The organism is Sphingomonas profundi (assembly GCF_009739515.1).
In the GTDB taxonomy this organism is placed as follows: domain Bacteria; phylum Pseudomonadota; class Alphaproteobacteria; order Sphingomonadales; family Sphingomonadaceae; genus Alterirhizorhabdus; species Alterirhizorhabdus profundi.
In genome coordinates, this window is the sequence record NZ_CP046535.1 from 2,624,793 (window position 1) to 2,648,452 (window position 23,660).

The following is a 23,660-nucleotide window of genomic DNA, read 5'->3' on the forward strand; positions in this document are numbered from 1 at the left end:
TGACGTGACGACGACGCGGAAACGGAGCGTCTTCAGCGGAAGGGCGGCTCGTTGAACGCGCGCAGCTTCCGGCTGTGCAGCCGCTCCCCCTCCTGCCGCAGCAGCTCGCACGTCTCCAGCCCCACCCGCAGGTGGCCGCCGATCGCCTCCTCGTAGAAGCGGTTGGCCTGGCCGGGCAGCTTCAGCTCGCCGTGCAGCGGCTTGTCGGACACGCAGAGGAGGGTGCCGTAGGGCACGCGGAAGCGATAGCCCTGCGCCGCGATCGTCGCCGATTCCATGTCTATGCCCACGGCGCGCGACAGGCTGAAGCGCAGGGCGGACTTGGAATAGCGCAGCTCCCAGTTGCGGTCGTCGGTCGTCACCACCGTGCCGGTGCGCAGGCGGCGCTTGAAATCGTCCGGATTGCCGCCGCCGAGCACCGCCTCCGCCGCCCGCGCCATCGCCACCTGCACCTCGGCGATGGCCGGCACCGGGATCTCCGGCGGCAGCACATCGTCCAGCACATGGTCGTCGCGCAGATAGGCGTGGGCCAGCACATAGTCGCCGATGCGCTGGCTGGGGCGAAGGCCGCCGCAGTGGCCGATCATCAGCCACGCCTCCGGCCGCAGCACGGCGAGATGGTCGCAGATCGTCTTCGCGTTGGACGGGCCGACGCCGATGTTGACCAGGGTGATGCCGCTGCGATCGGGCGCGACCAGGTGATAGGCCGGCATCTGGTGCTTGCGCCACGCGCTGTCCGCGATCATCCGCGCCGGATCGGCCGTACCCGGCGTCACATAGACGCCGCCCGCGCCGGACAAGGCGGTGAAGCGGCCGCCTTCCCGCCCCAGCTCGGCGCAGGCCCAGGCGACGAACTCGTCGACATAGCGGTGGTAGTTGGTGAACAGGATGTAGCGCTGCACATGCTCGGGCGGCGTGCCCGTATAATGTTTCAGCCGGGCCAGCGAGAAATCGGTGCGCAGCCCGTCGAACAGCGCCAGCGGCCGGTCGCCGCCGGGATCGGGCAGGAACAGCCCGTCGGCGATCTCGTCGCCGATCTCGGACAGCTCTGTCGCCGGGAAGTGCCGCGCCAGCTCGGTCGGCGGCACGCCGTCCAGCGCGCTCGCCTCGATCCCGTCCAGCACATAGGGGAACGGGATCTGCTGGTCGCTGACACCGGCCTCCACCGTCACGCCGTAGCCGTTCACCAGCAGGTCGATCTGCTCGGCCAGATAGTCGGCGAACATCGCCGGGCGCGTCACTGTCGTCACGTAGCGGCCGGGGCGGGAGAGACGCGCGAAGGAGCGGCCCGGCATCAGCAGGTCCGCCTCGCCGCGGTGGACGATGCGCAGCTCGGGATAGCAGAAGCGGCGGTCGGTCCGCGCCTCCGGTCCCGGCACGCTGCCGTCGCGGGCGTAGGCGACGATGCCGCCGCGCAGCGCCTCCACCGACTGGCGGAAGATATCGTCCAGCTGCGCGACGATGGTCCGGCCGATATCCTTCGTCATGCACCCGATCCCGTCCTGCCGCGCGGCCCTTCGCACTTGCACCATGAAGCCGAGAAGCGGCGCGGGTTCAAGCGCCCCGTCAGTCGCCCTTGCGCAGCAGCATCGAGACGAGGGTACGAAACCGATCGCCGGGGCCGGGCGGGCTTCCCGCATCGGCATCGCCCTCCAGCTCGTGCGCCGGGCGGAGCGCGGCCGTGGTGCGCCGCAGCCGCTCCGACAGGACGAACGCGATCGCGCGATAGAAGCGCGCGGCGAACACCGGCTCGCGCTCGAACCGCTGCTCCAGCGCGTTGCGCGGGATCATCAGCACCTCCGTCCGCGCATCGGCCCTCACCGTCACGGACGGCGGCGTGCGATCGATGAACGACATCTCGCCGATGACCTGCCCCTCGTTCAGCGTGGCGACGCGGCTGTTGTCCGCCCGCAGCACCACCAGGCTGCCGCCCACGACGAAGAACAGGTCGTCGATCGGCCGCTTCGCCTCCACCAGCCGCTCGCCGGTCTTCAGGGTGCGCAGGCTGCCGACGGAGAGCAGCCACACCATGTCGGCGTCGCTCAGCCCGGCCAGGATGGAGTGCACCTCGCGCATGATCGCCCTTCCCCCGCAACGCCGCCCGCCGCCACCTGTCTAGAGGACGTGCGCCGGATCGGACAAGCGGCGCGCGCGGCGGGGTGGCGCGCGCCGCGCCGGCTGCGGTAGAAGGCCGCTTCCCAGCAGGAGCCCGCGATCATGCCAACCCCGAGTCCCTGGCAGCACCACCGCAGTGCCGGCATCGCCGACGACATCGATTTCGAGATAAAGGGGCAGGAGCTCCAGTTCCTCGAGATCGAGCTCGATCCCGGCGAGAGCGCCGTCGCCGAGGCGGGCGCGCTGGTGTGGAAGGAAGCGAGCATCGGCATGACGACGGTGTTCGGCGACGGCAGCGGCGGCAGCGGCGACGGCTTCATGGGCAAGCTGCTCGGCGCCGGCAAGCGGCTGGTGACGGGCGAGAGCCTGTTCACCACCGTGTTCACCCACAATGGCCGGGGCAAGGCGCGGGTCGCCTTCGCGTCGCCCACCCCCGGCGCGATCCTGCCGCTGCGCCTCGCCGATCTGGGCGGCCGGCTGATCTGCCAGAAGGACAGCTTCCTCGCCGCCGCCAAGGGCGTGTCGATCGGTGTCCACTTCCAGCGGCGGGTGATGACCGGCCTGTTCGGCGGCGAGGGCTTCATCATGCAGAAGCTGGAGGGGGACGGCTGGGTGTTCGTCCAGATGGGCGGCACCGTGGTGGAGCGGGAGCTGGCCGCCGGCGAGGAACTGCACGTCGATACCGGCTGCCTCGCCGCCTACACGGCGGGCGTCGAGTTCGATCTCGTCACCGCCGGCGGCGTGCGCAGCGTGCTGTTCGGCGGCGAAGGGCTGTTCTTCGCGCGGCTGACGGGGCCGGGCAAGGTGTGGATCCAGTCGCTCCCCTTCTCCCGCCTGGCCGGGCGGATGCTGGCCGCCGCCGGCAGCCGCGGCGGGCAGAACCGCGGCGAGGGATCGGTCCTCGGCAATCTCGGCGACTTCATCGGCGGCAACGACTGAGGCGGGTCCGCTCCAACCCCGCCGACGATCGGCGGCGGGGACGATCGCGTTACTACCCCCACAGCTCCGCGCGATAGCGATCGAAGCAGCGCTCGCCGCAGCGCAGGCGGATCAGGGCGCCTTCCGCCATCGCCGTCGCCCGGCGCGGATCCTCGCGGACGAGCGGGATCAGCGCCTCGCGGTTCCAGTCCTCGCTATGCTTCACGTCCAGCACCGCGTGGAGGTCGAAGTAGCGCCGCTCGCGATCGTTCAGGCCGATGCGGCGCAGGCCGGCGGCGGTGGCGGCGGAGCGGCCGGGCGCGGTCAGCTCGATCACGCCGAGCGCACCCACGGAATGCCACGCGTAGCGGCGGTTGGCGGCCATCGCCGTCATCGCATTGGCTAGCGCCAGGCTCTCCCACACCGTATTCTCGATGACCGGCTCGACCTCCATCGTCTCGACCAGCGCGTCGAGCATCGGACCATGCATTCCCTTCGGATTGCCGCGTCCCATCTCGTCCCAGTAGTTGCGGGCCAGTTCCAGCTTGGCCTGCACCGGCAGCTTCACCTGCGTCATCGCGACCAGATCGTCGAAGCCGGCCTCGCCGGCCGCCTCCTGCTCGAAGAACCAGCGCAGCTGTGCGCGCGTCGCGGTCTCGGCCAGCCACGGGAACAGCGGATCGCCCTGCCCCGGGCCGATCACCTTCAGATGCTCGAACCAGGCGACGAAGCCCTCGGCGTCGGTCGGCGCAGCGGCGGCTTCCTCGGCCACGTCGGCGCGCAGTTCCTCCACGAACCCACCCTGCAGCCGCTCCATCCGCATGTCGCGGTCGAGCAGCTTCTGCCAGTCCGCGGTGGGGAATTGCGGACGAAGGCGCTCCCGGTTCCAGTGGGCCAGACCGCGCTGGAAGCTGTCGGTCAGGAATTGCGAAGCGCGGTCCGATCGCGCCTCGGTAAGAGGTCGGGTAGCCATGCGGGAATGTTCCTGTCGGGGTGACGTTGCCTGACAGTAGAACCCCACGGAGTGGAGGGGGGTTCCGGCGCGGCCGCTCCCGCCGCGCCGGACCTAACCTACTTTGGGTTGTTTTTGAGCCACTCCAGCACATTGCCGGGCGCGCTCACGCCGTAGGGATCCTCGTCGCTGCCCTCGTCGTTGATCCCCGGTTCCTCGAACCAGGCGACGATCTCGCCGTCGTCCACCACCATCGCGTACCGCCACGAACGGTCGCCGAAGCCCAGATGGTCCTTGTTGATCAGCATGCCCATGCGGCGCGTGAAATCGCCCGATCCGTCCGGCAGCAGCTTCGTCTTGGTCAGGCCCAGCGTCTTGCCCCACTGGAACATCACGAAGGCGTCGTTGACGGAGAGGCAGTAGACCTCCTCCGCGCCGGCGGCGCGCAGCTCGTCATATTCGCGCTCATAGGCCGGGCACTGCTCGGTCGAACAGGTCGGCGTGAAGGCGCCGGGCAGCGCGAACACCACCGAACGCTTCCCCTTGAACAGGTCGGCGGTGTGCACGTCCTGCCAGCGGAAGGGATTTGGGCCTTCAACCGTCTCGTCGCGAACACGGGTCTTCAACACTACGTTCGGGGTCTCACGTCCCAGCATGACTGTCTCCTCGGCTGCTCTCTCGAGGGCGGAGATAGGGTGCGCGTCCCGGCATCGCCAACGCGAAAAAGCGGTCACATTGATCGGCCGGGCCGCGTGATCGCTCTAGGTGATCGGTCCCTCCGCCCGCCCCTGAACGAACTGGTCGACATAGGGATTGCCCGAATCGTAGAGCCGGTCGCGCGGGCCGCGCCAGATGATCCTGCCCTGGTACAGCATTGCCACGCGGTGGGCGATCTTGCGGGCGGAGGCCATGTCGTGCGTGATCGTCAGCGCCGTCACGCCGAGATCGTCGACCAGGCTGACGATCAGGTCGTTGATCACGTCCGCGCGGATCGGGTCCAGCCCGGTCGTCGGCTCGTCGAAGAAGATGATCTCGGGCCGTGGCGCGATCGCGCGGGCCAGCGCCACGCGCTTCTGCATGCCGCCGGAAAGCTCGCTCGGCCGCAGATTGAGGATGCGCGCATCCAGCCCCACCCGCTCCAGATTCTCCTCGGCCACCTTGCGCATCCGCGCCGGCTCGCGGTTGCGGCCCTGCGTGAGGCCGAACGTCACGTTGCGCCACACCGGCAGCGAATCGAACAGCGCGCTGCCCTGGAACAGCAGGCCGAACTTCGCCCGGTGTCGCGCCATCTCAGCCGATTTCGCGCCGACCACCTCCAGCCCGTCGACCAGGATCGAGCCGCGATCCGGCGTGACGAGGCCCAGGATGCACTTCAGCGTCACCGACTTGCCGGATCCGGACTGGCCGATGATCGCTACCGACTCACCGGGCTCGATCGCCAGGTTCACCCCGTCCAGCACGCGGTTGCCGCCGAACGTCTTGGCGACGTCGATCATCTCGATCTTGTTGCCGCTCATCCGAAGGCCATCACGGTGATGAGGAGGTTGGAAAGCAGGATCAGGATGAACGCGTTCACCACCGCGCTGCGGGTGGCGTCGCCAACGCCCGCCGCGCCGCCATCGGCGTTGAAGCCGTGGAAGCAGCCCATCAGCGCGATGAAGAAGCCGAACACGCCCGCCTTCACCAGCGCCATCGCCACGTCGTCCGCCTCGATGAACTTGCGCGACACGGTGAGATAGTTCGACGCGTTGAAATCCAGCTTGTGGACGGAGATCAGATACCCGCCGAAGATGCCGATGCAGTTGGCGATCAGCACCAATATGGGCAGCGCGATCACGGCGGCGAACAGGCGCGGGGCGATCAGGTAGCGATAGGGATCGGTGCGCAGGGTCGTCATCGCGTCCAGCTGCTCGGTCACGCGCATGGTGCCGAGTTCGGCCGCCATCGCGGAGGAGACGCGGCCCGCCACCATCAGGCCCACCAGCACCGGCCCAAGCTCCCGCACGATGCCCATCACCACGATGGCCGGCACGGTCGATTGCGCGTTGAAGCGCGATCCGGCGGTGAACGTCTGCTGCGCCAGCGCCGCGCCGGTGAAGATCGCCGTCAGCCCCACCACCGGCAGCGAGAACCATCCGATATGGGCGATCTGCTCGAACAGCTTGCCGGGGTAGTAAGGCGGGCTCAGCGCCCGGCGCACGGTGGTGAAGGCGAAGATCGTCACCCGCCCGATCGCGGCGAACACCCGCACCAGCACGCCGCCGATGCCGGCGAAGAAGGCGAACAGCGCCACTCCGATACGCGAACCTGTCATGTCCATCGGCGCAGATAGCGGGCGCCGCGCCCGGTCAGCAACTCATATTGCGCGCGGCCGGCCCGGCCGGCGGATCGTCCTGCCCGATCAGCGCGTCGGCAGATAGCTGTCGTCGGCCAGATCGGAGAAGCGGGTGAACTTGCTCTCGAACTTCAGTGTCACGGTGCCGGTGGCGCCGTGGCGCTGCTTGGCGATCACCACCTCTGCCAGCCCGTGCGCCTCGGCCATCTGGCGCTGCCAGTCCTCGAAGGCGGCGACGGTGGCCACGTCGTCGCCCGCATCGCGCGAGGCTTCCTTCGGCTTCTGGAAGTTGATGTAATATTCCTCGCGATAGACGAACATCACGATGTCGGCGTCCTGCTCGATCGATCCGGATTCGCGCAGGTCGGAGAGCTGGGGTCGCTTGTTCTCGCGGCTCTCCACCTGCCGGCTCAGCTGGGAAAGCGCGATCACCGGCACGTGCAGCTCCTTGGCCAGCTGCTTCAGGCCGCGGCTGATCTCCGATATCTCCTGCACGCGATTGCCGTCGGAGGCCTTGCCCGATCCCTGCAGCAGCTGGAGGTAATCGACCACCACCAGATCGATCCCGCGCTGCCGCTTCAGCCGCCGCGCGCGGGTGCGCAGCGCCGCGATCGTCAGGCCGGGCGTGTCGTCGATGTAGAGCGGCAGCGTCTCCAGCTCGGCGGCGGCGCGGGCCAGATCGCGGAAATCCTGCTGGCTGATCTTGCCCATGCGCAGATTTTCGGAGCTGATGCGCGACTGTTCGGAGAGGATGCGGGTGGCCAGCTGATCGGCCGACATTTCCAGGCTGAAGAAGGCGACGCCGGCCCCCGCCGACTTCGCCGGATCGATCCCGTCCTCCTTGTCGCGCACCGCGCGGCGGGCGGCGTTGAAGGCGATGTTGGTGGCGAGCGAGGTCTTGCCCATGCCGGGCCGCCCCGCCAGGATCAGCAGGTCGGATCGGTGCAGGCCGCCCATCTTGCCGTTCAGGCTCTCGAACCCGGTGGTGATGCCGGAGAGGTGGCCGCCCGAGTTCAGCGCCCGCTCGGCCTGCTGCACGGCGGCGCGCGCGGCCTGCACGAAGGTCTTCATGCTCCCCTGCTCGCCGCCCTCCTCGGCGACGCGATAGAGCGCGACCTCGGCCTCCTCGATCTGCGTCTTCGGGTCCACCGCCTCGCTGGTGTCGATCGCCTTCTCCACCATGCCGCGGCCGACGCCGATCAGGGCGCGCAGCAGCGCCAGCTCGTAGATCTGGGTGGCGAAGTCGCGCGCGCCGATCAGGCCCGATCCGCTGCTCGTCAGCTGCACCAGATAGGCCGATCCGCCCAGCGCGCGCATGCCCTCGTCGGCGTCGAACATCGGCCGCAGCGTCACCGGGTTGGCGATCATGTTGCGATCCGCCAGGCGCAGGATCGCCTCGTAGACGCGGCCGTGCAGCGGCTCGTGAAAATGCTCGGCGCGCAGCCGCACCTGCACGTCCTCGACGATGCGGTTGTCGATCATCAGCGCGCCCAGCAGCGCCGCCTCGGCCTCGACGTTGCACGGCAGGGTCGTCGCCTCGTCGGGCGCGGGCGGCATGATTCGGATCGCTTCGGCCATCCCGCCCTCATCGGCCCTGCGCCGCCCGCCGGCAACCGCCTGACGCCCCACCGCTGTGGACGGAGCGGTGGACCGTTCGGGAAGAACATGGCCGCATCGGCGCGATCGGCGGCCGATACCCCTCCGCGCCCGCCGCGCCTCGCCTGCTAGAGTTTGTCGCCCGCGTGCGGTAACAGGCGCCGAACCATGGCCGATCCGCGCATCATCGCCGTCGATCTCGACGAGAAGACGATCATCTGGCGCAACGCCGATGTGGAGCAGGAACGGCGCATCGCCGTGTTCGATCTGCTGGAAGGCAACGTCTTCCGGCCGCTGCGCGCCTATCCGCAGGATTATGCCGGCCCCTACCGCATCCGCCTGCGCGTAGAGGATGGCCGCCTGGCGATCGAGATTTCCAGCGACGACGGGCAGCTGCTGGAGACGCTGGTGCTGGGGCTCGCCCGCTTCCGCCGGCCGATCAAGGATTATTTCGCGATCTGCGACAGCTATTTCAGCGCCGTGCGCCAATCCTCCCCACAGCAGATAGAGACGATCGACATGGCCCGACGCGGCATCCACAACGAGGCGGCCGATCTGTTGAAGGAACGGCTGGAGGGCAAGATCGAGCTCGATTTCGATACCGCCCGGCGGCTGTTCACCCTCATCTGCGTGCTGCACATCCGTGGCTGAGGACGCAGTGGAGCGGGTCGCCGGCGCGATCCTGATCGAGGCGGCGCTGGCGGCGGCGGCGCGCGCCTACGCGCCCTATTCGCGGTTCGGCGTGGGCGCGGCGCTGCTGCTGGACGACGGATCGATCGTCGCCGGCGCCAATTTCGAGAATGCGAGCTACGGCCTGTCGCTCTGCGCCGAGACGGTCGCGCTCGCCGCCGCCAACACCGCCGGGCGGCTGGCCGACGTGGTGGCGATCGGCATCGTCGGCGGCGCGATCGGCCCCGGCGGCACGCTGACCGGCGAGGAGCCGGTGCGCCCGTGCGGCCGCTGCCGCCAGATCCTCACGGAAGCGGCACAGCTCGGCGGGCGCGACATCGTCGTGCACTGCGCCTCGGCCGACGGCCGCGCCAAGGAGCGGCACATGCTATCGGACCTGCTGCCCTTCGCCTTCGGCCCGGACGACCTGCGCTAGTCGCCGCCGAAACCTCTCTCAGGAAGACGCCATGTCCATCATGTCAGATCGCTGGATTCGCGAGCAGGCGCTCGGCTGCGGCATGATCGAGCCGTTCGTCGAGGCGCAGCGCAACGAGGGCTGCATCAGCTACGGCCTGTCCTCCTACGGCTACGACGCGCGCGTGGCGGACGAGTTCAAGATCTTCACCAACGTCGATTCCGCGACGGTGGACCCCAAGAACTTCGCCGCCAACAGCTTCGTCGACCGGCGCACGGAGTGCTGCGTCATCCCGCCGAACAGCTTCGCGCTGGCCCGCACCGTGGAATATTTCCGCGTGCCGCGCGACGTGCTGGTGATCTGCCTGGGCAAATCCACCTATGCGCGCTGCGGCATCATCGTGAACGTCACCCCGCTGGAGCCGGGCTGGGAGGGCCATGTGACGCTCGAATTCTCGAACACCACGCCGCTGCCGGCCAAGGTCTACGCCAATGAGGGCGCCTGCCAGTTCCTGTTCCTGCGGGGCAACGAGCCCTGCGAGGTTACGTATGCGGACCGCGCCGGCAAATATATGGGCCAGCGCGGCGTCACCCTCCCGCGGCTTTGACGGCCGCCGCCGCGCTCAGCGCGCGGCGTAGCTCGTCAGGCGTCTCAGGCCGCGCTGGGCCAGATCGTGCGACCAGGCCGGGCTGCCGTCGGCAAGCTCCATCCGCTCGTTCGGCGCGGCCAGCACCTCGCGGTACATCGCCGCCGCGTTCGCGCCGCGTCCGTCGCGCGCGTAGAGGTGGGCGAGGTTGATCAGCACGGCGGGATCGTTGGAGCCATGCTCCACCCGCGCCGTCAGCCGCGTCTCGGCGGCGGCATATCGTCCGTTGCTGATCGCGGCATAGGCATCGGGATCGACCGGATCGATCACGCCCGCATGCGCGCCCGCAAGGGGCGCGAGTATCAGACCTCCGGCAACAAGAAACTTCAGCATCGTCCTCTCCGATTCGCTTGGGTTCGGACGACTGAGATTACGCTTTTATGACGATCCCGCGACACAAAAGTGAAGCAGGCAAAAAATATCGCGGATCATCGCTTTCGTCCCTGATGGCGGATGCCCGCCGGTCGTCCGCGCCGGCCGACGATCGGCCGCCCCTTGCCGCGCATCGGCCGTCGCACGGGCAGGTGGTTCGCGCCTTCCGGCAGCTCGAAGCGCAGCGATCCGCTGATCGGATCGGCCTCGACCAGGCGCAGCTTCAGCCGCTGGCCGATCGTGAAGGCGTCACCGCTCTCCTCGCCGGTCAGGCTGTGGCCGGTCTCGTCATGGTGGAAGCGCTCGGCGCCCAGGGTGGAGACGGGCACCAGTCCGTCGCCGCCCAGCCCCTCCACCGTGGCGAAGAAGCCGAACGCCTTCACCCCGGTGATCCGCGTATCCAGCACCTCGCCCACCTTGGTGGAGAGGAACGCCGCCACGTAGCGGTCGATCGTGTCGCGCTCCGCCTCCATCGCGCGTCGTTCCGCCTGGGAGATCAGCTCCCCCAGCCGTTCCATGCCGGCCGCGTCATCCGCGGTCAGCGCCGTCGCGGCCGCCGCCGGATCCAGACCGTAGGCGCCCACCAGCGCACGGTGCACCAGCAGGTCGGCATAGCGGCGGATGGGGCTGGTGAAATGCGCGTAGCTGCCCAGCGCCAGGCCGAAATGGCCGGCATTGCCCGGCCCGTAATAGGCCTGCGTCTGCGATCGCAGCACCTGCTCCATCACCCGCGGCCGCGCCTCGTCGTCGGTCTCCAGCTTCGCCAATATGTGGTTGAACGTCGCCGACCGCACCACCTGCCCCAGCGCGAACTCGATGCCGAAGGTCTTCAGATACTCCTTCAGCGCGACCAGCTTCTCGCGGCTCGGCGGCTCGTGCACGCGGTACATCACCGGCGCCTTCCTCGCCTCCAGCGCCTTGGCGGCGGCGACGTTGGCGGCGATCATGTAATCCTCGATCAGCCGGTGCGCGTCCAGCCGCTCGCGCGGCGCGACGGAGAGGATGCGGCCCTTCTCGTCCAGCACCACCCGCCGCTCCGGCAGGTCGAGGTCCAGCGGCTGGCGCGCGTCCCGCGCCTTCGCCAGCGCCGCCCAGCAGTCCCACAGCGGGCGCAGCACCTCCGCGACCATCGGCGCGCCGTCGCCCGCGTCGATCGCGGCCTGCGCATCCTCATAGGCGATGTTCGCCGCCAGCCGCACCCTGGCCCGGCTGAAGCGCCACGCCGTCAGCGCGCCCGCGGCCGAGATCGTCAGGTGGCAGGCGAGCGCCGCCCGGTCCCGCCCCTCCTTCAGAGAGCACATGTCGGCGCTCAGCGTCTCGGGCAGCATCGGCACCACGCGGTCGGGAAAATACACGCTGTTGCCGCGCCGGCGCGCCTCCCGGTCCAGCCGACCGCCGGGGCGGACGTAGAAGGAGACGTCGGCGATCGCCACGATCGCGCGGAAGCCGCCGGGGTTCGCCGGATCGTCGTCGCGCATCGCCCACACCGCGTCGTCATGGTCGCGCGCGTCGGCCGGATCGATCGCCACGATCGGCAGGTGCGTCAGATCCTCCCGGTCGCTCAGCGCCAGGCCGGCCACCCGCTCCGCCTCGGCGATCACCTCCTCGGCGAAATGATCGGGGATGCCGTGCTTGTGGATCGCGATCAGGCTGAAGCTGCGCGGCTGGAACGGATCGCCCAGGATCTCGCTCACCTTCACCGTCATGCGCGGCGGCCGGCCGGTCTTCTCGGCCAGCACCAGGTCGCCCGGCCCGGCCGTGGCCGCGTCCGACACCGGCCAGTCGCGCTTCTCGCGCTTGTCGACCGGCTTCAGCCAGAGGCGGTCGCCCTCCGCGTGCAGCACGCCGAGCACCAGCTCCTCGCCCCGCGCCAGCTTCTTCAGCGGATGCGCCAGCCAGCCGCGCCCCGCCTCCTCGGTGCGCGCAAGGATGCGGTCGCCGGGGCCTAGCGCGGTGCGGCGGCCCTTCTCCACCACCCGCAGGCGGGGCGGCGGCGTGTCGGCGTGCCAGATCTCCGGCACCGCGACCGGCTGGTCGCCCTCCACGTCGACGATGCGCAGCACCGTCACCTTCGGCACGCCGCCCATCTTGTGGAAGGCGCGACCGGGGGCGCTGTCGATCAGCCCCTCGTCGGCCATGTCCTTCAGCAGCGCCTTCAGCTCGATCTTCTCGTTGCCGAGCAGGCCGAAGGCGCGAGCGATCTCGCGCTTGCCGGCGGGCGCGTCGGCCTTGGCGATGAAGTCCAGGATCTGCTCGCGGCTGGGCAGTCCGGTCTGGTGTGTCTTGGGCATCAGCGGGACATAGGCGGCCCCCGCCCCGCCGTCACCTCTCCCGCAGGCTTCGGGCGCGGGGCCCGATCAGTCGCCGAACAGCCGGCGCGGGCGGGCCGTGCGCGGCGGCGGCGGGGGTGCGGCGACTGGCTTCGTCCGCTGCGCCACCGTCTTGCGCGCCTGTCGCGGATCGATCGCGCGGTCGAAGGCGATGCCGGTGCGATCCTCCATCCGCCAGGCGACTTGGCCGGCCACCGCGCCGATGCCGCGCAGCTCGATCTGCACGCGATCGCCGACGGCGAAGGGCTCGCCCACCTCGGCCATCATGCCGCCGGCGGAAAGGTTGCGCACGCGCGTGACATGGGCCGCCTCGTCGCCATGTCGGCTGAGAATGGCCTGCAGGAACAGGCTGTCACGCGCGCCGGTGCGCGTTTCCGGCGGCGTGCCGGCCTCGCCAAGCGGCCGATGCGGCCCACTGTCTTCCACGGCAAACGTCCCCGCAGCGCATGATGAATCCCGGCGGGACGCTACGTGATGAACTCTGGCGAAACGATTAACGCGCTACTCCTCGCGCGAGACCTTCTCGTGCCGCTCGTGCCGCTCCTGCGCCTCGACCGTCATCGTCGCGATCGGCCGCGCCTCCAGCCGGGCGAGCGCGATCGGTTCGCCGGTCACTTCGCAATAGCCATATTCGCCCTCGTCGATGCGCCGGATCGCCGCCTCGATCTTGGAGATCAGCTTGCGCTGGCGATCGCGCGTGCGCAGCTCGATCGACCAGTCCGTCTCGCTGGAGGCGCGATCGGTGATGTCGGGCTCGCGCATCGTGTCGGTCTGCAGCTGGACCAGCGTCTCGCGCGATTCCCGCAGGATGGAATCCTTCCAGCTGAGCAGCTTGTCCCGAAAGTAGGCCTGCTGCCTGGGGTTCATGAACTCCTCGCCCGGCTCGGCCTGATATCCCCCGGCGGATGGTGGCTCGTCGATCGATTTGCCGGGCTTCGAGTTAAACGCCGTAGCCATGTCGCCTCCGCTCGCCAGAGCCCGCTACATCCGGGCCGCGCCCCTGCGCGCGCCTATAGCCAGACGCACTTGGCCAGACAAGCGGGGCATGGCAGGGGTTAACCACCTGATCGGATGCGACTCGCGAACGACGGTCGGCCCGTCGCGAACGGAAGGGAGCGGTCGGCGAACGCTACGACCGGCAAGCTTTGCCGGCGCTTCCGTTCCGATCTGGCACATTCACCATTTCCGTCAATTCCGGCGAACGCCCTTTGCGCGTGAACAGGGTGATTTCGTGGTTAACGACCTTGCGATTAACGGCTTATTCTGCCTTTCGTATCAACTCAGCCGGGGCAGCGATCGGGCGGGGCCGCTTCATTCGGGGGCGCCCGGCCCGGCACGATCGGCAACGATGCAATAAGAGTGAAGCGCTATGTCGGTTAGGATGGCTCTCGCGAAACTTTGCGCATGTGCGTGCGGCGGCGCCATCATCGGCGGCGGCGCGGTGCACGTGGCGGAGCGGCCGCGTCCGCGCCCGGTCATGGCCAAGCTCGTGAAGGCCAGGGCGCAGCCGGTCCGCGTCGCGCATCGCGTGGTGCGCCGGCGCACCGTCACCACCACCACCTGCGCGCCCGGCAGCGTCACCACCGTCTCGATTCCCGCGCCGGCGCCGCAATATGCCGCGATCCCGGCGCCCTATCCGGAAATCGGGCCCGGCGGCGGCTATGGCGGCGGCCCGGTGGTGATCGGCGGCAGCGCCGGCGGCGGCTTCGGCGGCGGCGGCTTCTTCGGCGGGTTCTTCGGCGGCGGCGGCGGCGTAGGCGGCTCGGGCGGCGTGTTCATCACGTCCACCAGCAGCGGCGGCTCCACCTCCAGCGCCAGCGGCGGATCGAGCACCTCCACCGGCGGGTCGAGCACCTCCACGGGCGGGTCGAGCACGTCGACGAGCAGCGGCGCCACCTCCACCAGCAGCGGCGCGACCAGCACCTCCACCTCCAGCGGCGCCACCAGCAGCTCGACGTCGAGCGGCGCGACCAGCACGTCCACGTCGAGCGGGGCGACCAGCACCTCCACATCCAGCGGCGCAACGAGCAGCAGCACCTCCAGCAGCACCAGCACGTCCAGCAGCACCAGCAGCTCGACGAGCAGCAGCACGTCCTCGTCGACCGGCGGCAGCACCAGCAGCGGCACCGATCCGGAACCCGTGCCCGCGCCGCCGATGGTGATCCTGTTCGGCGCGGCGGCCGGCGCGCTCGTGCTGCGCCAGCGGCTGGCCCGCAAGGCGACCACGCCCGACAAGGGCTGAAAGCCGCGCAGGCCGTACCTTTCGGCCCGCCGTTCGATCGCCTGAAGCCCAGGCGTTCCGGCGGATAAAGCCCGATCGGCTACGGCAGCTTCGTCACCGCCGGATCAGGCACACCGATCGCGGACATGACAAAGGCGGGCCGGACGATCGTCCGGCCCGCCTTCCTTATGCTATCGCCGATCAGCGCGACGCGGCGGCGGGCGCAGGCGTGCTGGCGGCGGCCGCCGCCTCGATCTGCGCCTTGGTCATGCTCACGATCAGGCCGTCGCCCTGCGCGGCGAAGGCGGAGAGCGGCAGTTTCACCTGCACCTTGGTCGTGTCGAGCAGCGCATATTCGCCCTCGACGGACTTGATCGTGCCGACCGAGCCGCCCGACGTGTCCTTCACGCTGGCGCCGGCCGTCACCGAGGCGGCGGTCTTGGCGGCAGCGGCGGTGGCGGCGGCGTCCACCTGATCCTTGGTCATGTTTATCACCGGCCCGTTCGGCCCCATCGCGAACGAGGTCAGCGGCAGGCCGACATTGTTCTTGCCGGTGGCGAGCACGGCCACCTGGCCCTCGACCTTGTCAACCGTGCCGACGACGCCGCCGGCGGTATCGTACACCGTCTGGCCGGCGGCGACCTTGGTGGGCGCGGCGGCAGCGGCACCGGCGGCAGGCGCGGTGGCGGCAGCGGCCGGCGCGGTCGCGCTCGGGGCGGTCGTGGCCGTCGCGCCGGCACCCGGCGTCGCCTGGGCGAGCACGGGCGCGCCCACGATCATCATCGCCGCAGCGGCAAGGGGAGTGAAAGTGCGCATGATCTGACTCCAATCTGGTTGTGACACCGAAATGTCCTCGGGAAGTTCAACGCAGTCAGCCTGAACGGTTCCCGACGCGGACGGCGAAACGCGCCGAACGGGGGACGAGCCGCGCCTCGCCGGCCATAATATCAGTCGGCCGCGGCGAGGATCTTCTCGATCTGGTCGACCGGATGGCTCGTCAGATCCTTGGCGAGCTCGCCCTCGATCCGGTCGCTCACCTCCTTGTGATAATGTTTGCGCAGCTCGCCCAGGGTGCGTGGCGGCGCGACGACGATCAGCTTCTCGAAGTCGCCGCCCAGCGCGCGGCGCTTCAGCAGCGCGGCCGTCTCGGCGGCAAAGCGATCCTCCTCCTGCTGGTGGAAGTCCACCTCGCCCATCGCGCTGCCGCTCGCGCCGTGGGTGGAGGAGGCGCGGCCGGCAGCGTCCGTCTTCTGGTCGCGATCGGCCGGATTGTCCTGCTCCTCGGCGTGGACGACGGTGAGATTGAGGTGCGTCGCGTCGCCCTCGTTGCGGAAGAACAGCATCTTGCGGCCGTCGACCACGACGACGAAGCTGTTGTGGGAAACGCGCATATATCTCTCCTTATTCTGCGGCGTGTCGCGGGGGTGAACGCGCCGCCGGTTGCGGGGTTGCCTGCCGCGCCGGCGGCCGTATAGCCGGGCGCCATGCACGACATCCGCCTGATCCGGGACGATCCCGCCGCCTTCGACGCCGGTCTTGGCAGGCGCGGATCGGCGCCGCTCTCGTCCGAAATCCTCGGGCTGGACACCCGCCGGCGGGAGATCGCGACCGAGCTGCAGGTGGCGCAGGCGCGGCGCAACGAAGCCTCCCGCTCGATCGGCCAGGCAAAGGCCACGAAGGACGAGGCGAGCGCGCAGGCGCTGATGGCGGAGGTCGCGGCGATCAAGGGGCGCATGCCCGTGCTGGAGGCGGAGGAAGCCGTGACGGCGGCCGATCTCGAACGGCGCCTCGCCGCCCTGCCCAACCTGCCCGCCGCCGACGTGCCGGAGGGCGCCGACGAGGAGGAGAATGTCGAGGTCGCCCGCTGGGGCACGCCGCGCGACTTCGCCTTCCCCACGCGCGAACATCCCGACTTCGCCGGTCCGCTCGGCCTGGATTTCGAGGCGGCGGCGGCGATGTCCGGCGCGCGCTTCGCCGTGCTGCGCGGCGGCATGGCGCGGCTCAACCGCGCGCTGGGCGCCTTCATGCTCGATCGCCAGACGGCCGCCGGCTATACGGAGGTCGTGCCGCCACTGCTGGTGCGCGACGCGGCCCTGTTCGGCACCGGCCAGCTGCCGAAGTTCGAGGAAGACCTGTTCCGCACGACCGACGGCCGCTTCCTGATCCCCACCGCCGAAGTAAGCCTCACCAACCTCGTGCGCGAGCAGATCGTCGAAGAGGCGACGCTGCCGCTGCGCTTCACCGCGCTCACCCCCTGCTTCCGCTCGGAGGCCGGGGCCGCCGGTCGCGATACGCGCGGGCTGATCCGCCAGCACCAGTTCGAGAAGGTGGAGCTCGTCGCGATCGCCACGCCCGAACAGTCCGAGGGCGAGCATGAAAAGATGGTCGCCGCCGCCGAGGCGATCCTGCGGGCGCTGGAGCTGCCCTATCGCCGCATGCTGCTCTGCGCCGGCGACATGGGCTTCTCGGCCCGCAAGACGTTCGATCTGGAGGTCTGGCTGCCCGGCCAGCAGCGCTATCGGGAGATCAGCAGCGTCTCCAACTGCGGCGATTTCCAGGCCCGCCGCATGGAGGCGCGCTGCCGCGTGGCGGGCGGGAAGGGCACCCGCTTCGTCCACACGCTGAACGGTTCCGGCCTCGCCGTTGGCCGTGCCTTGGTGGCGGTGCTGGAAAATTATCAGGAGGCGGACGGCTCGGTTCGCATTCCCGACGCACTGCGCCCGTACATGGGCGACATAGACCGCCTTACGGCCGGGCCGGAGCAAGCCTGATGCGCATCCTGCTGACCAATGACGACGGCATCCACGCCACCGGCCTGAAGGTGCTGGAGGCGATCGCCCGCACCCTCTCCGACGACGTCACCGTCGTCGCCCCGGCGGAGGAGATGTCCGGCGCCGGCCACTCGCTCACGCTCACCCGGCCCGTGCGCCTGCGCCGGCACGGCGATCGCCGCTTCTCGGTCAGCGGCACGCCGACCGATTCGGTGATGATGGCGGTGGCCGAGGTGATGCGGGATGCGAAGCCCGACCTGATCCTCTCCGGCATCAACCGCGGCGCCAATCTGGCCGAGGACGTGACCTATTCGGGCACCGTATCGGCCGCGATGGAAGGCACGCTCGCCGGCATCCGATCGATCGCGCTGAGCCAGGTCTACGCCCGGCGCGGCATGGGCGATGCCGTCACGTTCGAGGCGGCCGAGGCGTGGGGCGCCCGCGTGCTGGCGCCGCTGCTGGACGAGCCGTGGGTGCCGGGCACGCTGACCAACATCAACTTCCCGCCGGTGCCGGCCGATCAGGTGCGCGGCATCAAGGTCGTCCAGCAGGGCCTGCGCGACTATGGCCGGCTGGAGATCGTGAAGGGCGACGATCCGCGCGGCTTCCCTTATTACTGGTTCTCGCTGGGCGGCACGGTGGACCGTATCCCCGGCGAGACGGATCTGGAGGCGATCGCCGACGGCTATGTCTCGGTGACGCCGCTGCACCTCGATCTCACCCACGGCCCATCGCTGGCGCGTCTCGCCGCGCGCTATGTCTGAAAGCCGGCGCGGCCGCGCCGAGCCGGGCCTGATGGTCGCCGTGGCCGCGACGATCCGGGTCTGATGGCCGGCCGGTCGCACCCGGCCGCTGGCGCGGCGACGCCGATCTGGTAGGAGCAGGCGAGATGCCGCAGCAGCGCCCTCCCGCCCGCTTGCTCCCGCCGCTCGCCGCCGCGGCGCTCGGCGCGCTGGCGCTGGCCGGCTGCATCCCCGGCAACCGCCCCGATCCGGCGCCCGCGCCCGCCCTCGATCCCGCCTCGCCGCCGCCCGCGCCGGAGAGCGCCGCCCCGGACATACCGCCGCAGCCGCCGGTCGAGGTGCCGTCCGCCGCCGCGCCGCCGCCGTTCAAGATCACCGCCGTCGTGCCGAACGCGCGGGAGAGTGCGGCCGGCACCTACAAGGTGATTGCGGGCGACACGCTGCGCCGCATCTCCGACCGCACCGGCGCGGGATCGGAGGCGATCGCCCGCGCCAACGGCCTCGTGCCGCCGTTCACGATCAAGGCGGGGCAGACGCTGAGGATCCCGGCCGGCCGCTGGCACCGCGTGGCCGCGGGCGAGACCGGCATCGCCATCGCCCGCGCCTATGGCGTGGAATGGTCGCGCATCGTCGCCGCCAACGGGCTGGAGGAGCCGTATATCCTGCGCACCGGCCAACGCCTGATGCTGCCGAGCGCGGCGGAGGTGGCAGCGATGTCGGTGGAGGCGCGCGCCGCCGCCTTCCAGCTCGATATCGGCGACATCATCTCCGGTGGCGAGCCGGCGCTCGTCGCCGGCGCCCGGCCGGTCAAGCCGCGGCCGGCCGCACCCGGGGCCGCGCCGCTGCCGCCCACCAGCGCTGTCGCCGCCGCCTCCCGCTTCGACGGCCGCTTCGCCTGGCCGCTCACCGGGCCGATCCTCACTCGCTTCGGCCCCTATGGCAGCGGGCGGCGCAGCGACGGGATCAACATCGCCGTGGCCATGGACACGCCGATCCGCGCGGCGGCCGATGGCGTTGTGCTCTACGCCGGCACCGACATCGCGGTCTATGGCGGCCTCATCCTGATCCGCCACAGCGACAAGTGGACGACGGCCTACGGCCATGCCGGCGAGCTGCTGGTCGCGCGCGGGCAGGCGGTGAAGAAGGGGCAGGTGATCGCCCGCGCCGGCGAGTCCGGATCGGCGGAGACGCCGCAGCTGCATTTCGAGATCCGCCAGGGGCGCAAGCCGGTCGATCCCGTGCAATATCTGCCCCGGCGCGGCTGAGGCGGGCGGCACGGCGGCGACTCGCATTTGCGCGCCCGATCCACTATGTGCGCGCGCTCCCATGGCAACGATACTCCCCTCCCCGCCCAAGGTCGGCATGGTCTCGCTCGGCTGTCCGAAGAATCTCGTCGACAGCGAGCGGATCCTCACGCGGCTGCGCGCCGACGGCTACCGCATGTCGCCCGATTATGCGGGGGCGGACGTGGTGCTGGTGAACACCTGCGGCTTCCTCGATTCCGCCAAGGAGGAGAGCCTGGAGGCGATTGGCGAGGCCATGGCCGAGAATGGCCGCGTGATCGTCACCGGCTGCATGGGGCAGGAGGCGGAGGCGATCCGCGCCCGCTTCCCGCACGTCCTGGCCGTCACGGGCGCGCATCAGTATGAGGAGGTGGTCGGCGCCGTGCGCACCGCCGCGCCGATGCCGCCGTCCGCCTATCTCGATCTCGTGCCCACCGCCCGCGCGGGCGAGGGCGACCTGAAGCTCACGCCGCGCCACTACAGCTATCTCAAGATCTCCGAGGGCTGCAACCATCGCTGCGCCTTCTGCATCATCCCGTCGTTGCGCGGCGATCTCGTGAGCCGCCGGCCCGATGCGATCCTGCGCGAGGCCGAGAAGCTGGTCGCGGCCGGCACGCGGGAACTGCTCGTCATCAGCCAGGACACGTCAGCCTACGGCCTGGACCTGCGCCACGCCAGCGACTGGCAGTGGAAGGGGGCGCCGGTCCGCGCGCACATGACCGATCTGGCGCGCGAGCTGGGCCGGCTCGGCGCGTGGGTGCGGCTGCACTATGTCTACCCCTATCCGCACGTCGATCGGGTGATCCCGCTGATGGCCGAGGGGCTGGTGCTGCCCTATCTCGACATCCCGTTCCAGCATGCCGCCCCTGGCGTGCTGCGCGCGATGAAGCGCCCGGCGAACGAGGCGCGCGTGCTGGAGCGGCTGGCCGCGTGGCGCGCGATCTGCCCCGATATCGCCATCCGCTCCACCTTCGTCGTCGGCTTTCCGGGGGAGACCGAGGCGGACTTCGAGTATCTGCTCCAGTGGCTGGACGAGGCGCAACTCGACCGCGTCGGCGCCTTCCGCTTCGAGCCCGTCGCCGGCGCCGCCGCCAACGCGCTGCCCGGCCACGTGCCGGACGAGGTGAAGGAGGAACGCTACGCCCGCATCATGGCGCGCACCGCCGCCATCTCCGCCGCCAAGCTGGCCGCCAGGATCGGCCGCACGCTGGACGTGATCGTCGACGAGGTGGACGAGGACGGCGGCGCCAACGCCCGCTCGACGGCCGACGCGCCGGAGATCGACGGCACCGTCTTCCTGCGCGACGCCGCCGGCCTGAAGCCCGGCGACATCGTGCCGGTCGTCATCGAGGATGCCGACGAGCACGACCTCTACGGCGTCCCGGTGGCGGCATAGACGGCGCTACGGCGTATCGACACTCAGCTTTGCACGTCCGCCCATTCTGAGGAGGGGCTGAGCAGAGGCGAAGATCCGTCTCGAAGGACCCTTCGAGACGCCATTTCGACATGCTCAATGGCTCCTCAGGGTAAGCGGTTTGGATAGTGCGGGAAGAAGTCGGCTTCCTCCGCTCGATGTCGATCCGCCCTATAACGCCGCGTCAGGCGAGCGCCGCGCGCCGCTCCCACGCGGCTTTCCGCCGCAGCAGCGATCCGATCATGCCGAAGCCCAGCACCAGCTGGAGCCACACCGCCGGTTCCGGCACGCTGCTGATCCCCAACTGCGCGCCGATCTCGTTGGCCAGCGCGACATGCACCGGCGCGGTTGGATGGGTGCCGTCAAAGCTGAAATAGCCGGTGCAGTCCGGCGGTCCGCTGCCCGTCAGCTGTCCGGGGATGCACGGCGTCGTGAAATTGACGTCGGCGGGCAGGCCGAAGGCGGCGGGATCGGCCTGCAACCGACCGAAGAAATCGAAGAAGTCGAAGCGATAGAGCGAGGCGGTGAGCGTCGGCGTGAGCGCATCCAGCCCCAGATCGAGCTTCGCCTGCAGCGCCCTGCCCTCCGCCTCCAGTGGGTTGGGCACGCCCGCGATCAGGATGCGCGTCGCGCCACCCGAGTTCAGCGTGCTGATCGTGTTGACGATGTTCGAGACGTAGAGGTCGCTATACGCATCCGTGCTGAGGCCGTAGGTGTCGCCGCTCTGGATGGCGTTGACGTCGTTGTTGCCGAAGTTGAGGACGTAGAGCCCGTTCGGATCGATCGCGCCGCCGGTCCGGCCCGTATAGATGCCGAACTGGCTGTTCAGCCCGGGCACGTTGTAGCCGAGCAGCGTCGTGTCGCCGGCGGCGCGCGCCCCGCCCACCGCATAATTGTCCCCGCCGCCGTCCAGATAGGCGACGGAGGTGTGGCCGGTGATCCGCTGGCTGAGGATATCGGTGTAGACCGGGCCGTTGGTGAAGCGGCCGTCGAAATAGCCCAGCCCTTCCTGCGCGACCGCGCCGTTCGTTCCGATATAGGCGTTGCCGGCATCGACCAGGCTGTCGCCGAACACGTAGAGCGCGGTCGGCCGGCTCGCCGCGGCGGCTGGCGCCACGTTGACCAGCCCGACGGCGGCGACAGCGGCGACGAACAGCGGCTTCATCATGACGGCTTCCCCCTTGCGATATATGGTAAATAGCATCGCGGCGCCGCCCCGGCCAAGGATAATCCCTGCCGCCGCGCGTCGAATGACGATCCCCCTCGTTCTTTTCCTGTCGGCACCGCGACGGCGCGTCGGCCGCCGATCGTCGCGCCGGGTTTACGCCCCCATTTCGCGCGTGAATGCGTTGGTCCGGTCCGCTAACCCGGCGGGATCGCACAGCATAAGGCGCCGCATGACCGACTTCTCCTCGCTGCTCCAGCCCGATCGCGGCCAGCCCGCCCACCTGATCCAGGCGGTTCGCGCCGATGCGTTCGACACGTGGCTCGCGGACCAGCCGGAGCGGTCTCGCGCCACCGTCGCGGCCACGCGCTTCCGCGGCAAGGCGGGCGAGTTCGCGCTGCTGCCGGGCGCCAAGCCGGAGGAATGGTCCGCCGCGATCGGCGTGCCGGCGGAGGCCGGGCCGTGGACCCTGGCGGAGGCGGTGGCGCGGCTGCCGGAAGGGCTGTTCCGGCTGGCCGACGGCGATCCCGGCGCGGCCGCGCTCGGCTGGCTGCTCGCCCATCACCGCTTCGACCGCTATCGGCGCGATCCCGAGCCGATCCCCCAGCGCGTGCTGCTGACCGGCGATCCCGCGCGGATCGAGGAGACCGTGCGGCTCGCCGAGGCGGTGGCGCTGGTGCGCGATCTCGTCGACACGCCCGCCGCCGACATGGGGCCGGCGGAGCTTGCCGCCGCCGCCGAGGAGGTGGTCAACGCGTGCGGCGCCAGCTTCGGCGTGGTGCAGGGCGATGCGCTGGGCGAGGGCTATCCGATGATCGCCGCCGTCGGCCGGGCCGCCACCCGCGCCCGCGCGCCGCGCCTGATCGAGCTGAGCTGGGGCGATCCCGCAGCACCCCGCGTCACCCTGGTCGGCAAGGGCGTGTGCTTCGATTCCGGCGGGCTGGACATCAAGCCATCCGCCGGCATGCTGCTGATGAAGAAGGACATGGGCGGCGCCGCCCACGCGCTGGCGCTGGCCCGGCTCATCATGCAGGCGCGGCTGCCGGTGCGGCTGCACCTGCTCATCCCGGCGGTGGAGAATGCCGTCTCCGCCGATGCCTTCCGCCCCGGCGACGTCCTCGCCAGCCGCCACGGCCTGTCGGTGGAGATCGGCAACACCGATGCCGAGGGGCGGCTGATCCTGGCCGACGCCCTCACCCGCGCGGTGGAGGACGAACCGGCGCTGCTGATCGATTTCGCCACCCTCACCGGCGCGGCGCGGGTGGCGCTGGGCCCCGATCTGCCGGCCCTGTTCTGCAACGACGATGCGTTGGCCGGCGACCTGCTGCGCGCCGGCGAGGCGGCGGGCGACCCGCTGTGGCGCATGCCGCTGTGGGCCGGCTATCGCGACATGCTGAAATCGACGATCGCCGACATCAACAATGCGGGGGAAGGCGGGCTGGCCGGCGCGATCACGGCCGCGCTGTTCCTCCAGGATTTCGTGCCGGAGGGGGTGGCGTGGGCGCATGTCGACACCTTCGCCTGGCGGCCCGTCGCCCGTCCCGGCCGGCCCAAGGGCGGCGACGCGCTGGGCCTGCGCGCCGCCTGGCAGATGCTGCACACGCGCTTCGGCTGATCGGCTGCGCGGTCGATAATACGACCGATCGGCGGCCGGCATGAAACGAAGGGCTGCTACGCGTGTTGTTACGGTAAGGAAGCAAATGCTTCCGCCCCGA

25 protein-coding genes are annotated in these 23,660 nt (G+C 70.1%); 10 read left to right on the forward strand and 15 right to left on the reverse strand.

Annotated elements, in window-relative coordinates; all coding sequences use genetic code 11:
• Window positions 1-32 precede the first annotated feature (32 nt).
• Window positions 33-1,487 (reverse strand): AMP nucleosidase, encoded by a 1,455-nt coding sequence (locus GNT64_RS12470; protein WP_156679809.1) that lies wholly within the window; start codon window positions 1,485-1,487, stop codon window positions 33-35.
• Window positions 1,488-1,566: 79 nt separating this feature from the next.
• Window positions 1,567-2,076, reverse strand: coding sequence for a Crp/Fnr family transcriptional regulator (locus GNT64_RS12475; protein WP_156679810.1), 510 nt, complete (start codon window positions 2,074-2,076; stop codon window positions 1,567-1,569).
• Between the two features lie 141 nt (window positions 2,077-2,217).
• On the opposite strand from GNT64_RS12475, the gene GNT64_RS12480 reads away from it, so the two are divergent.
• Window positions 2,218-3,054, forward strand: coding sequence for an AIM24 family protein (locus GNT64_RS12480; protein WP_156679811.1), 837 nt, complete (start codon window positions 2,218-2,220; stop codon window positions 3,052-3,054).
• A 52-nt stretch (window positions 3,055-3,106) separates the two neighbouring features.
• Here the strand turns inward: GNT64_RS12480 and GNT64_RS12485 are convergent, their stop codons facing one another.
• The 5 genes from GNT64_RS12485 to GNT64_RS12505 all read right to left on the reverse strand — a co-directional run bounded on the left by GNT64_RS12485 (window position 3,107) and on the right by GNT64_RS12505 (window position 7,898).
• Window positions 3,107-4,006, reverse strand: coding sequence for an iron-containing redox enzyme family protein (locus tag GNT64_RS12485; RefSeq protein ID WP_156679812.1), 900 nt, complete (start codon window positions 4,004-4,006; stop codon window positions 3,107-3,109).
• Between the two features lie 98 nt (window positions 4,007-4,104).
• Window positions 4,105-4,641, reverse strand: coding sequence for a peroxiredoxin (locus tag GNT64_RS12490; RefSeq protein WP_156679813.1), 537 nt, complete (start codon window positions 4,639-4,641; stop codon window positions 4,105-4,107).
• Between the two features lie 105 nt (window positions 4,642-4,746).
• The gene (locus GNT64_RS12495; protein WP_156679814.1) at window positions 4,747-5,502 is read right to left on the reverse strand and encodes an ABC transporter ATP-binding protein; all 756 of its coding nucleotides are present in this window, start codon (window positions 5,500-5,502) and stop codon (window positions 4,747-4,749) included.
• Window positions 5,499-6,299 (reverse strand): MlaE family ABC transporter permease, encoded by an 801-nt coding sequence (locus GNT64_RS12500; protein WP_156679815.1) that lies wholly within the window; start codon window positions 6,297-6,299, stop codon window positions 5,499-5,501. The genes GNT64_RS12495 and GNT64_RS12500 overlap by 4 nt, the downstream gene beginning before the upstream one ends.
• 87 nt (window positions 6,300-6,386) lie before the next feature.
• The gene (locus tag GNT64_RS12505; protein ID WP_156679816.1) at window positions 6,387-7,898 is read right to left on the reverse strand and encodes a replicative DNA helicase; all 1,512 of its coding nucleotides are present in this window, start codon (window positions 7,896-7,898) and stop codon (window positions 6,387-6,389) included.
• A 186-nt stretch (window positions 7,899-8,084) separates the two neighbouring features.
• Here GNT64_RS12505 and GNT64_RS12510 point away from each other — a divergent pair, with 186 nt between their 5' ends.
• Genes GNT64_RS12510 through dcd form a run of 3 tightly spaced genes read left to right on the forward strand, consistent with a single transcriptional unit; the run spans window position 8,085 to window position 9,607 of the window.
• Complete coding sequence (locus tag GNT64_RS12510) at window positions 8,085-8,567, forward strand: UPF0262 family protein (protein ID WP_156679817.1); 483 nt, start codon at window positions 8,085-8,087, stop codon at window positions 8,565-8,567.
• Window positions 8,560-9,021: a cytidine deaminase gene (locus GNT64_RS12515; RefSeq protein ID WP_231638987.1), complete on the forward strand. Its 462-nt coding sequence runs from the start codon at window positions 8,560-8,562 to the stop codon at window positions 9,019-9,021. The genes GNT64_RS12510 and GNT64_RS12515 overlap by 8 nt, the downstream gene beginning before the upstream one ends.
• A 31-nt stretch (window positions 9,022-9,052) precedes the next feature.
• Window positions 9,053-9,607, forward strand: a complete 555-nt coding sequence (gene dcd / locus GNT64_RS12520) for a dCTP deaminase (RefSeq protein WP_156679818.1) — start codon at window positions 9,053-9,055, stop codon at window positions 9,605-9,607.
• Between the two features lie 15 nt (window positions 9,608-9,622).
• Here dcd and GNT64_RS12525 read toward each other — a convergent pair whose 3' ends face one another.
• The 5 genes from GNT64_RS12525 to GNT64_RS21920 form a co-directional block, all read right to left on the reverse strand.
• A complete protein-coding gene (locus GNT64_RS12525; protein WP_156679819.1) occupies window positions 9,623-9,979 on the reverse strand; it encodes a tetratricopeptide repeat protein in 357 nt (118 codons plus the stop codon).
• A 95-nt stretch (window positions 9,980-10,074) separates the two neighbouring features.
• A complete protein-coding gene (locus tag GNT64_RS12530; RefSeq protein WP_156679820.1) occupies window positions 10,075-12,309 on the reverse strand; it encodes a ribonuclease R family protein in 2,235 nt (744 codons plus the stop codon).
• 66 nt (window positions 12,310-12,375) lie between these two features.
• Window positions 12,376-12,774 carry a PilZ domain-containing protein gene (locus GNT64_RS12535; RefSeq protein ID WP_156679821.1) on the reverse strand — a complete coding sequence of 133 codons (399 nt, stop codon included), beginning with the start codon at window positions 12,772-12,774 and terminating at the stop codon, window positions 12,376-12,378.
• Between the two features lie 75 nt (window positions 12,775-12,849).
• The gene (gene dksA / locus GNT64_RS12540) at window positions 12,850-13,305 is read right to left on the reverse strand and encodes an RNA polymerase-binding protein DksA (protein WP_156679822.1); all 456 of its coding nucleotides are present in this window, start codon (window positions 13,303-13,305) and stop codon (window positions 12,850-12,852) included.
• Window positions 13,306-14,007: 702 nt separating this feature from the next.
• On the reverse strand, window positions 14,008-14,475 hold the full coding sequence (locus GNT64_RS21920; RefSeq protein WP_231638988.1) for a hypothetical protein: 468 nt from the start codon (window positions 14,473-14,475) through the stop codon (window positions 14,008-14,010).
• A 13-nt stretch (window positions 14,476-14,488) separates the two neighbouring features.
• Here GNT64_RS21920 and GNT64_RS21925 point away from each other — a divergent pair, with 13 nt between their 5' ends.
• Entirely contained in the window at window positions 14,489-14,590 is a 102-nt protein-coding gene (locus tag GNT64_RS21925) for a PEP-CTERM sorting domain-containing protein (protein ID WP_231638989.1), read from the forward strand.
• A gap of 180 nt (window positions 14,591-14,770) precedes the next feature.
• Here the strand turns inward: GNT64_RS21925 and GNT64_RS12550 are convergent, their stop codons facing one another.
• Both GNT64_RS12550 and GNT64_RS12555 read right to left on the reverse strand, forming a co-directional pair.
• A complete protein-coding gene (locus tag GNT64_RS12550; protein ID WP_156679824.1) occupies window positions 14,771-15,385 on the reverse strand; it encodes a hypothetical protein in 615 nt (204 codons plus the stop codon).
• 131 nt (window positions 15,386-15,516) lie between these two features.
• On the reverse strand, window positions 15,517-15,960 hold the full coding sequence (locus GNT64_RS12555; RefSeq protein WP_156679825.1) for a host attachment family protein: 444 nt from the start codon (window positions 15,958-15,960) through the stop codon (window positions 15,517-15,519).
• A 93-nt stretch (window positions 15,961-16,053) separates the two neighbouring features.
• Between GNT64_RS12555 and serS the strand changes: the two genes are divergently transcribed.
• The 4 genes from serS (at window position 16,054) to rimO (ending at window position 20,762) form a co-directional block, all read left to right on the forward strand.
• Window positions 16,054-17,340: a serine--tRNA ligase gene (serS, locus tag GNT64_RS12560; protein ID WP_156679826.1), complete on the forward strand. Its 1,287-nt coding sequence runs from the start codon at window positions 16,054-16,056 to the stop codon at window positions 17,338-17,340.
• Window positions 17,340-18,104 carry a 5'/3'-nucleotidase SurE gene (gene surE, locus GNT64_RS12565; RefSeq protein ID WP_156679827.1) on the forward strand — a complete coding sequence of 255 codons (765 nt, stop codon included), beginning with the start codon at window positions 17,340-17,342 and terminating at the stop codon, window positions 18,102-18,104. Before serS ends, surE begins: the two co-directional genes overlap by 1 nt.
• Window positions 18,105-18,229: 125 nt before the next feature.
• Complete coding sequence (locus tag GNT64_RS12570; protein ID WP_156679828.1) at window positions 18,230-19,348, forward strand: M23 family metallopeptidase; 1,119 nt, start codon at window positions 18,230-18,232, stop codon at window positions 19,346-19,348.
• A 61-nt stretch (window positions 19,349-19,409) separates the two neighbouring features.
• Complete coding sequence (gene rimO / locus GNT64_RS12575) at window positions 19,410-20,762, forward strand: 30S ribosomal protein S12 methylthiotransferase RimO (RefSeq protein ID WP_156679829.1); 1,353 nt, start codon at window positions 19,410-19,412, stop codon at window positions 20,760-20,762.
• Between the two features lie 202 nt (window positions 20,763-20,964).
• On the opposite strand, the gene GNT64_RS12580 is transcribed toward rimO, so the two are convergent.
• Complete coding sequence (locus tag GNT64_RS12580) at window positions 20,965-21,948, reverse strand: SGNH/GDSL hydrolase family protein (protein WP_197276976.1); 984 nt, start codon at window positions 21,946-21,948, stop codon at window positions 20,965-20,967.
• A gap of 229 nt (window positions 21,949-22,177) precedes the next feature.
• Here GNT64_RS12580 and GNT64_RS12585 point away from each other — a divergent pair, with 229 nt between their 5' ends.
• Window positions 22,178-23,560, forward strand: coding sequence for a leucyl aminopeptidase family protein (locus GNT64_RS12585; protein ID WP_156679831.1), 1,383 nt, complete (start codon window positions 22,178-22,180; stop codon window positions 23,558-23,560).
• Window positions 23,561-23,660: the final 100 nt, after the last annotated feature.